This window comes from uncultured Ramlibacter sp., assembly GCF_936925435.1.
Lineage (GTDB): Bacteria > Pseudomonadota > Gammaproteobacteria > Burkholderiales > Burkholderiaceae_C > Ramlibacter.
The window spans coordinates 1-8,923 of record NZ_CAKZHQ010000006.1 but is presented as its reverse complement, the minus strand read 5'-3'; the positions used below and the strand labels follow the sequence as shown (position 1 = coordinate 8,923).

Annotated in this window: 10 protein-coding genes; all 10 read left to right on the top strand. The window is 61.4% G+C overall.

The genetic code is table 11. The annotated features are described in order from the left end of the window. On the top strand, nt 1-1,299 hold a 1,299-nt coding region (locus Q0632_RS06615; protein WP_298926088.1), incomplete at its 5' end, for a toprim domain-containing protein. A gap of 432 nt (nt 1,300-1,731) precedes the next feature. After that, entirely contained in the window at nt 1,732-2,031 is a 300-nt protein-coding gene (locus Q0632_RS06610) for a type II toxin-antitoxin system HigB family toxin (protein WP_298926085.1), read from the top strand. After that, nucleotides 2,028-3,293 carry a helix-turn-helix domain-containing protein gene (locus Q0632_RS06605; RefSeq protein ID WP_298926082.1) on the top strand — a complete coding sequence of 422 codons (1,266 nt, stop codon included), beginning with the start codon at nt 2,028-2,030 and terminating at the stop codon, nt 3,291-3,293. The genes Q0632_RS06610 and Q0632_RS06605 overlap by 4 nt, the downstream gene beginning before the upstream one ends. Before the next feature lie 220 nt (nt 3,294-3,513). Next, entirely contained in the window at nt 3,514-3,768 is a 255-nt protein-coding gene (locus Q0632_RS06600; protein WP_298926079.1) for a multiubiquitin domain-containing protein, read from the top strand. Beyond that, a complete protein-coding gene (locus Q0632_RS06595) occupies nt 3,728-4,939 on the top strand; it encodes a ThiF family adenylyltransferase (RefSeq protein ID WP_298926076.1) in 1,212 nt (403 codons plus the stop codon). The genes Q0632_RS06600 and Q0632_RS06595 overlap by 41 nt, the downstream gene beginning before the upstream one ends. Continuing rightward, nucleotides 4,929-5,324 (top strand): DUF6527 family protein, encoded by a 396-nt coding sequence (locus Q0632_RS06590; protein WP_298926072.1) that lies wholly within the window; start codon nt 4,929-4,931, stop codon nt 5,322-5,324. Before Q0632_RS06595 ends, Q0632_RS06590 begins: the two co-directional genes overlap by 11 nt. A gap of 6 nt (nt 5,325-5,330) precedes the next feature. Continuing rightward, complete coding sequence (locus Q0632_RS06585; protein ID WP_298926069.1) at nt 5,331-5,516, top strand: hypothetical protein; 186 nt, start codon at nt 5,331-5,333, stop codon at nt 5,514-5,516. Nucleotides 5,517-5,673: 157 nt separating this feature from the next. After that, the gene (locus Q0632_RS06580; protein ID WP_298926066.1) at nt 5,674-6,540 is read left to right on the top strand and encodes a hypothetical protein; all 867 of its coding nucleotides are present in this window, start codon (nt 5,674-5,676) and stop codon (nt 6,538-6,540) included. After that, nucleotides 6,537-7,157 (top strand): alpha-ketoglutarate-dependent dioxygenase AlkB, encoded by a 621-nt coding sequence (locus tag Q0632_RS06575; RefSeq protein ID WP_298926063.1) that lies wholly within the window; start codon nt 6,537-6,539, stop codon nt 7,155-7,157. Before Q0632_RS06580 ends, Q0632_RS06575 begins: the two co-directional genes overlap by 4 nt. A 367-nt stretch (nt 7,158-7,524) precedes the next feature. Next, nucleotides 7,525-8,793, top strand: a complete 1,269-nt coding sequence (locus Q0632_RS06570; protein WP_298926060.1) for a hypothetical protein — start codon at nt 7,525-7,527, stop codon at nt 8,791-8,793. The last annotated feature ends 130 nt before the right edge of the window (nt 8,794-8,923 follow it).

Genomic DNA, 8,923 nt, shown 5'->3' with positions numbered 1-8,923 from the left:
AAGGCCCGCGAGATGACGCGCCGCAAGGGCGTGCTCGACGGCATGGGCCTGCCCGGCAAGCTGGCCGACTGCCAGGAAAAAGACCCGGCGATGTGCGAGATCTACATCGTCGAGGGTGACTCCGCCGGCGGCTCCGCCAAGCAGGGCCGCGACCGGAAGTTCCAGGCCATCCTGCCGCTGCGCGGCAAGATCCTGAACGTGGAAAAAGCGCGGTACGAAAAGCTGCTGACCAGCAACGAAATCCTGACGCTGATCACCGCCCTGGGCACCGGCATCGGCAAGGCCACGGGCATCGGCGGGACGGCCGGCGTGGACGACTTCAACGTCGCCAAGCTGCGCTACCACCGCATCATCATCATGACCGACGCCGACGTTGACGGCGCCCACATCCGCACCCTGCTGCTGACCTTCTTCTACCGCCAGATGCCCGAGCTGGTGGAGCGCGGCCACATCTACATCGCCCAGCCGCCGCTATACAAGGTCAAGGCCGGCAAGGAGGAGCTGTACCTGCAAGGCCCGGCCGAGCTGGACACCTTCCTGCTGCGCATCGCCCTGAACAGCGCCAGCGTGCACACCGGCGGCGCAACGCCCACCGTCATCAACGGCGAGACCCTGGCCGAACTGGCGCGCAAGCACCAGGTGGCCCAGGCCGTGATCAACCGCCTGGCGGGCTTCATGGACGCGGAAGCCCTGCGCGCCATTGCCGACGGCGTGAGCCTGAACCTGGACACGGTGGAGGACGCCGAGAAATCAGCCCTGGCCCTGCAAGCCAGGCTGCAAGAGACCGACAAGACCACCAACGCCGCCCCGGCCGAAGTGGCCGGCGAGTTCGATGTGCGCACCGACAAGCCCATCTTGCGCATCAGCCGGCGCCACCACGGCAACGTCAAGAGCAGCGTGCTGACGCAGGACTTCGTGCACGGCGCCGACTACGCTGCCCTGGCCGAGGCCGCCAACACCTTCCGCGGCCTGCTGCACGAAGGCGCCGTGGTCCGCCGCGGTGAAGGCGATCGCCAGAAGGAAGAAAAGGTATCGGACTTCCGCACTGCCATGCGCTGGCTGATCAGCGAAGCCGAGCGCGCCACCGCCCGCCAGCGCTACAAGGGCCTGGGTGAAATGAACCCCGGCCAGCTGTGGGAAACCACGATGGACCCCACCGTGCGCCGCCTGCTGCGCGTGCAGATCGACGACGCCATCGAGGCCGACCGCGTCTTCACCATGCTGATGGGCGACGAGGTTGAGCCGCGCCGCGAGTTCATTGAGACGAATGCGTTGAGGGCGGCGAATATTGACGTCTAGCCCACCAGTGTAGGTAGAGGCATAACCTGAGAAGAATCGGGGCATAAGTTGAGAAACATGCGCCCCTTTTCTTTGCCCACTGAACGTATTGCGCAATGTGGCGGCCACGCTACGATAGTGTGCGCTCACAATTGTTCTGCTTACTTGTAAACAACGCTGGTCGACCTTCAGAAGGTCGTAGCTTCAAGAGTTCCAGACCGATCGAACCAGACCACACTGGACGAGGTCAAGCCTGCAGAAATTCCGCGGCCCGCTGCCACGCGGCCTGGGCGAACAGCAGCACGTCAACGCCCACGGCGACATAAGTGCAGCCCAATCGGACGTCCGGGCCTGGGCAGGGGTGAATTCGCATCGGCACCAACAAAAGTTTGCGCACGGGGCTTTACATCCCGATTCCGGATAAATAGAATTTATCCCATTCAGGATGTAACCATGCTTTTGCTCGGAACACTGCGACTGGAAAACTTCGTGCAGCAGCACGCGGCCGCCCGCATCCCCATGGCTGCCTGGCAGCTTGAGGCTGAAGAAGCCAACTGGAAGTCGGCAGACGATGTGCTGGAGCGATATGCGGACGCCGAAGCGGAGGAAGGCCGTCTGCGCTTTTCGATCAAGGGGATCTACAAGCTGGACGTCAAGGCCGGCTTCAAGGAAGGAATTCTTCTGGTGGAACGTGTATGGACCGAGAGCGTGCGCAAGCCACTCGCACGCAAGATCGCAAGGAGTAAGGCATGACGCTGAAAGTCCGTGTGCTCAGGAACCACGACGACTACGAAGCCGCCATGCAGCGCATGTCAGCTTTGATGGACTTGAAACGCCCCTCCGGCAGCGACGCGCAGGAGGAATTCGACCTGTTACGGCTCGTGATCGCCGATTTCGAGGCCAAGCACACAACCGAACCCAGTGTTACGCCCGTTCAGGCCATCGAATTCCGTATGCAGCAGCAGAAGCTGACGCGCAAGGACCTGGAGCAATACATCGGGTCCCAGTCAAAAGTGTCCGAAGTGATGACCGGCAAGCGTCCACTGAGCATCCAGATGATCCGGCGACTGCACAACGCTCTCGGCATCCCTGCGCGCGCTCTGATCGCCGAGGCGGCTGACCTGGAACAAACCGAAGTGGACATGGACATCGAGCAGGAGATCGACCGGTTCCCACTAAAGGAAATGCATGAGCGCGGTCTGGTGCCGAAGCTGGACGTCAGCGCGAAGAAGGCCCGCGAAGCCGCTGCAGCGGCAGTCAAGGAATTCCTGCATGGCCTGTTCCTGGGCGGCAAGCAACCCGCGCTGTTGCGAGCTCCACTGTTTCAGAGCGGTGCGCGCACCATGGACGACCACGCGCTCCTCGTATGGCGCGCAAGCGCGCTGCTGCTCGCGCGCGAATTTGCGCCCAAGGGCACGTACAAGCCCGGCGTCATCACGGACAGCTGGCTGCGCAAGCTCGCCAAGCAATCCCGCCATATCGATGGCCCGACGCAGGCCAGGCACTACCTCAGCCTGCACGGCATCGCACTCGTCGTCGTGCCTCGCTTCAAGAAGACCTACTTGGATGGCGCGGCCATGATGCATGGCAAATGCCCCATCGTCGCGCTGACCCTGCGCCATGACAGGCTCGACAACTTCTGGTTCGCGCTGCTGCACGAGGTCGTGCACATCCAGAAGCATGTGGCCCAGCATGCATTCATCGCTGACAACCTCGACGACAAGACGCGGGGCGGTCAAGCGATAGAGGACGAGGCCGACGCGGGGGCGCAAGAGGCGCTGATTCCGGCCGACATGTGGCAATGCGCTGCGGTGCGGGAGACTTACTCGGCCGAGGATGCGATCGCCTTGGCGAAGCAGGCCGAGATTCACCCTTGCATCGTAGCTGGCAGAGTGCGCCACGAGACCGGCAATTGGAGACTGCTGTCCAGCCTCATCACGGCCGCCGGTTCGGTGCAGCCCTACTTCCAGGACCAGTTGAATATGGCTGCCATCAGAGAAAGGAGCATTTCATGACGGCGAAATAGAAAGCGGCCGAATACCGAAGTACCCGGCCGCGGGGTGACGAGCTTTTCAGGACTCGCCGGATTGGCGTCTGCGATTGTCCACAGCTCACCCACTCCCGTCAAGGTGCTTTGGGCGCCGGCACAGGCCTGCCGGCATGCCAAAGCCCAACGCGCGCGCCATCCCGGTGCCGCGGTGGTGTTCAACACCCATTCAACTTAGGAGTCAAACCATGGGTGACGACAAGAAAACTGTGACGATTTATGTGGAAGCCAAGCCGCACGAGTGGCCCAAGAACGAGTCCATCTCGTTCGAGCAGGTTGTGCGGCTGGAGGTCCCCGGCTACACGCCGCAATCCAACATCACGTACTCCGTGAAGTGGACCAAGGGCAACGGCAACAAGCCGGAAGGTGTGCTGGTGCCTGGCGCATCCGTGAAGGTGAAAGATGGAATCCGTTTCACTGTTTCGGAAACTGGTCAGTCGTAACAACGACTTGTCCAGGCTGGTCGACAAGGGGTACGCGGTCACGTTCGACAGCGGATGGATGGTCATCCGGGACATCCCGTACCTCGACCAGCTTGGTGGCCTGCGCCTCGGCGCAATCGTCACCAAGATGGTCCCCGTCGATGCCGCGCTAGTGACCCAGGAGGATCACACCATCCTGTTCGCAGGGGAACATCCCTGCGGCCTCGATGGTGTGATCATTCCGGCCATCGACGCAGGCCCACACGTGCTCGGACTGAGCGCCGCATGCAGCGACGTCGTGGTGCAACGCCGCTTCTCGAACAAGCCGACGAAGGAGGGCAAGTTCGCCGACTTCTTCGACAAGGTCGAAAGCTACGTTGGCATCATCTCGGGCCCGGCACAGCACAAGCACGGCGCTTCGCCACTGACCTTCAATGCGGTGGTGGACAACCCCGAGCCTTCGGTGTTCAAGTACCAGGACAGCCTGACATCGAAGGCGGAAATCGCCGACCTTTCTCGTCGGTTCGAAGACGAGGTGGTGGCCATCATCGGGCTGGGGGGTTCCGGCGCATATACGCTCGACTACCTCGTGAAGACGCCGGTGAAGGAGATCCGCGGCTTCGACGGCGACGCCTTCCACGTGCACAACGCCTATCGCTCGCCTGGCAGGCTGAAAGAATCAGAACTCGGGAAACCGAAGGCGGTGGTCTACCAGCAGCGCTACAGCGGCTTCCGCCACGGGCTGAACTTGGTGCCGCACTACATCGACACCGAATCCGGCCCGTTGCTCGAAGGCGTGACCTTCGCCTTCGTCTGCGTCGACAAGGGATCCGCGCGGTCTGCGATCTTTGATGTGCTGATCGCACGCGGGATTCCCTTCATCGACGTAGGCATGGGCCTGAAGCGCACCGGTGACGGCTCGCTCGCAGGAATGATGCGTGCCACCTACTATCCGCCGGAGCAGGCGGCGCGCATCCGCGGCGAGGGCTTAGCGGAGATGCATGACGGCCCGGAGAACCTGTACCGCACCAACGTGCAGATCGCCGAGTTGAATGCGCTCAACGCCACGCTGGCCGTCATGCGCTTCAAGCAGCTGCGCGGGTTCTACGCGCAGGTAGACCCGCTCTACCACCTGCTGTTCGACATTGCCGACTTCAAGACCGTGGGAAGGGAGCTAGGCAATGCGGATTGAACTCAGGCATGTGGAGTTTATGCCGCAGCAGCTAGAGCCCGGCATCCTGTACGTGTCCCTGGAGTTTGGGACCGCGCAGCATCTTTGCGCCTGCGGCTGCGGCTCCACGGTACGCACACCGCTGGGGCCCGCGGAATGGTCGCTGCAAGAAACAGCAGCAGGACCCACTCTGCGTCCATCCATCGGCAACTGGCAGAGGCCTTGCCACTCGCACTATTGGATCCACAAGGGCTCCATCCACTGGGAAGGGAGCTGGACCGAGGCACAGGTTGTGGCGGGCCGCGCGCGCGACCAAGCGCGCCTGCAACGGCATTTGGACCAGCAGCAGAAGCAGCGCGGCGGCAATTGGCAGCGCCTGCTGCGCTTCCTCGGACTCAAAGACTAAGCGCTCATGCAGAAGGAAAATCACATGGTCTGGAAACTACGCAACAAGCCTAGCGGCATTCCTAAAGTCCCGGGAATTCCCAAGGTGCCACGCATCAAGCCGATCAAGGCGGTGGAGTCGGTCCGCCCGGTGAAACCTATCGCTCCCATCGGCAAAACCTACTACTGGTCGAAGCCCGGCAAGGGACGTTGACCGAACACTCGCGAGCACTGGGTTTTGGCGGCGATGCAGGCAGCTACTTCACGGCTGAGCACCTAGTGCGATGTGAGCTTCCCGACGAATTTCGACTTTCTCACGTTTCAATTCGACGTTTGTAGTGGAAAGTGGCAGCACCTGAATGGAGGACCGGATGACAGGTTTCGAACTTGTGAAAGTCGCCTTGGATGCGCTGTATGCGGAGGCCCTGCAGACGTACGGACCGAACACTGACGCGACCATCGCCGCACGCATCCAGTACCTCTCGACCAGCTACAGTGGCCTGAACAATCCAAAACGGCCACCGGTCAATTACCAGGACCCAGCGACTCGTTTCGCGTACGTCTTCAAGTACGTCGCCTCACACAGCGACTACATCGTGCAGGTAATGGAGGCGTGGCGGAGTCATGTCGGCGGGCAGATCATGGCCGGGGCCGACACCATGCGCATCACCTGTGTCGGGGGCGGGCCGGGCAGCGACCTCATCGGCTTTCTGCGATACCTCGACGAAAACAAGAACGAGCCGATCAAGAAGGCAACGGCATACCTGCTTGATCGCGAGCAGGCGTGGGCTGACACCTGGACGGAACTCGACGACTCGCTCAAGTCCGGCCTTGTACTCCATGCGAACTTCCAGCCGCTCGACGTCACTAACCCCGCCTCGTGGATGTACCAAAAGAAGTTTCTGCAGGCCGATCTCTTCACCATGAGCTACTTCGTCTCGGAGGTGAAGTCGCTTGATTCGACGGGGATCGTCTCCACCTTTTGGACGGCGCTTTTCCAGCAGGCGAAGTCCGGGGCACGATTCCTGTACGTCGACAACGGTCACGACAGCTTCAATCAGTACTTCGATGCTCTGTGGCAGGCCGCGGGGCTGCATCTCGTTCTCGGTGAGACGAACGAGTGGAAGTGGCCGCGTGGCAACGAACAGAAGTCGGAGCTCGGCGGATACCTCACGAAGTTCGGCCAAAGCCCCAAGCTGAAGACTATGCTTACCTACCGAGTCCTTGCGAAACCGTGACCACCGACATGTTCAGAGATGCAGCAGGATTCGAGCGCGTTCCGCTTGAAGGCGCGAACGTGCAGCTCTGGATCGACTTTCTTCCGCGCGAGCGGGCCAACTCGCTCCTTCAGGAGCTGATCACGGTCACGCCGTGGCGCGCTGAAGAAGTTGTGGTGTGGGGCAAGCGGCATCCGCAGCCGCGACTTATCGCCTGGTATGGGGATACCGGGAAGAACTACACATACTCCGGAATCGCGATGAATCCCCTTTCCTGGACACCGCTCTTACAGCTCGTTCGATCGGAAGTCGAGGAGGCGTGTGGTGATCGGTTCAACAGCGTGCTCCTTAACTACTATCGCCACGAGCGTGACAGTATGGGGATGCACAGTGACAACGAGCCAGAGCTCGGACCCCGCCCGACGATTGCCTCGCTGAGCGTGGGCGAGGAGAGGCTCTTCTCGTTCAAAGCAAAGGACCCGAAGGTTGAATCGAGAAGCATCGCACTTCCGTCCGGTAGCTTGCTCCTCATGAAGGGGGACACGCAGATGAATTGGAAGCACGGCATCGCAAAGGCAGGGAGGCGCATGGGGCCTCGCGTGAACCTAACCTTCCGGCAGATTCGTGCGAAGCCGTGAGAACAACAAGGCCGAAGCAGGCGTTCTGGCTCTCATCGCTCTAGAGTGCCCCGCTGAGCGACGGGCTGCTTCTGGCCGGAAGCAGAGGTCAGCGTGTCAAACGGATTCGGCGGACCAGTAGGCAGTCGATCCAAGGTGGAAGGAGTGCGGAGTGGACCGTCTTGTGCCCCCGTCGCTACCCCCGCATGGGTCTTGACCGGCCAGACCTGGTGCGCCAGAATCCGCCCAGGCGCCAGCCTTGCTTGCACGCGAGCAAAAACCGGCTCACCCCACCTAATCCGTTGACAACCTTACCCGAACTGCTGGTTCCGGGCCTTAAACGCGTGCGCCATCCCGGAGCCAGATGCGGTTCGTTTTAAGGAACGTCATGGAAAATTCTCTTCGCTCTCTTTTCTTCGACCTGGCTGGCGCATGTGAGCAGGCTAGCGGCCTCCGCTTCAAGCGCAGTCACGTCTACCAGCTCGTCGCGAGCGCCTTCGGCTTCGGCAGCTGGGAGGCCTTCCGGCTGCAAAGCGTCCTGGCAGATGGAGTTGGAACTGCACCTCCACTAGAGACTTCAGATGTCCTTGGTCGCGCGCTACAGCTCGACCTAGGCACAGGCCAGGCGCTGAAACTGGCCATAGACACTCTTGTCGCAGGCATCCGCGCGCGCGACCTCAGATCGCTGGAGGCCGCGGATCTTTTTGCGTGGGCATTGACGTACGGCAAGTGGCCGGTCAATGGAGACTGGGAATTCGCGCCTCATTCGGATGACGACGAGCAATTTGACGATGACGTCGAGACCGATGAATCGGCCTACCCGGGGAACGAAGACAGTCGGCTCGAGTGGCTCCGCTCCGTCCGTTCGTCAGGCGTCCTGCGCGCGAGTCTTGCTGATCGGGCCGCCGCCGGCGACGCCAATAGTCATCTCGTCCTCGCCGCCATCCTTCGATGCCGAAAGCCCAACTCATACCTGCACGATGAAGAACAAAGGGGACGTCGGCTGAACGCAAGCGAGCAAGCGATGAAGGCCGAATTCCTCGATTCAGTTGGCCGCTTCCCCGTCTATGCGCATCACTTGCGCGAGGCCGCGAAGGCAGGCATAGCCCAAGCTGCGGTCGAGTGTGCGTACGTGCTCTCAGACGACCGTTGGCTTCGAGAAGCCAGCTATCACGGTGACAGTGATCTCTTGCTTGCAGCCGCCGAGTTTGCGCGCGACGACGCCATGCAAATAGACTACCTCCTGCGGGGATCGGAAACCAGTTATCAAAACGTTCTCGTGGAGCTAGCAGCTCAGGGCCACCCCGCAGGAGTCGAACACCTGGCCAGCCACGGTGACAGAAATGCGCTGATTTCCATGTCCACCACCGCGCTGCAAGACGGGGATCCCGAGCTCGCATGGAGCTGGCAACTGGTCGCGCAGGCGTACGGGCTAGACCTCCAGGACGCAGCCGCCAGGGCTTTGCACTCCGAGGGGCCGCAAACCGGCGATCCTTATGACGACGACATAGGCGGACCCGTCTACATTGAGGAGCAGGATGTGATCGACCTCCCTCAGATCACCAAGGACAGTCTCACCCGCGCCCGGCGGCATGCCCACGAAATCGTGGCGGGCGCGCGCATTTCCAAACGCCACAAGGAACACGGCTGGCGTTGACAAAAAAGGCGGAACCGCTAGACAGTCCGCCGTAGGTCGACGGCTGCTTTCGACCGATTGTGTTGAAGAACTCGATCGGCGGCAATTTCTCCTTGGCTCGCTTCAACCCCGCGGCGCTGTTTTCTGAAGC

Coding starts and splice junctions, on each gene's coding strand:
- Q0632_RS06610 (WP_298926085.1), top strand. CDS start 1,732: ATGCTTTTGCTCGGAACACTGCGACTGGAAAACTTCGTGCAGCAGCAC.
- Q0632_RS06570 (WP_298926060.1), top strand. CDS start 7,525: ATGGAAAATTCTCTTCGCTCTCTTTTCTTCGACCTGGCTGGCGCATGT.
- Q0632_RS06580 (WP_298926066.1), top strand. CDS start 5,674: ATGACAGGTTTCGAACTTGTGAAAGTCGCCTTGGATGCGCTGTATGCG.
- Q0632_RS06605 (WP_298926082.1), top strand. CDS start 2,028: ATGACGCTGAAAGTCCGTGTGCTCAGGAACCACGACGACTACGAAGCC.
- Q0632_RS06585 (WP_298926069.1), top strand. CDS start 5,331: ATGCAGAAGGAAAATCACATGGTCTGGAAACTACGCAACAAGCCTAGC.
- Q0632_RS06590 (WP_298926072.1), top strand. CDS start 4,929: ATGCGGATTGAACTCAGGCATGTGGAGTTTATGCCGCAGCAGCTAGAG.
- Q0632_RS06595 (WP_298926076.1), top strand. CDS start 3,728: ATGGAATCCGTTTCACTGTTTCGGAAACTGGTCAGTCGTAACAACGAC.
- Q0632_RS06600 (WP_298926079.1), top strand. CDS start 3,514: ATGGGTGACGACAAGAAAACTGTGACGATTTATGTGGAAGCCAAGCCG.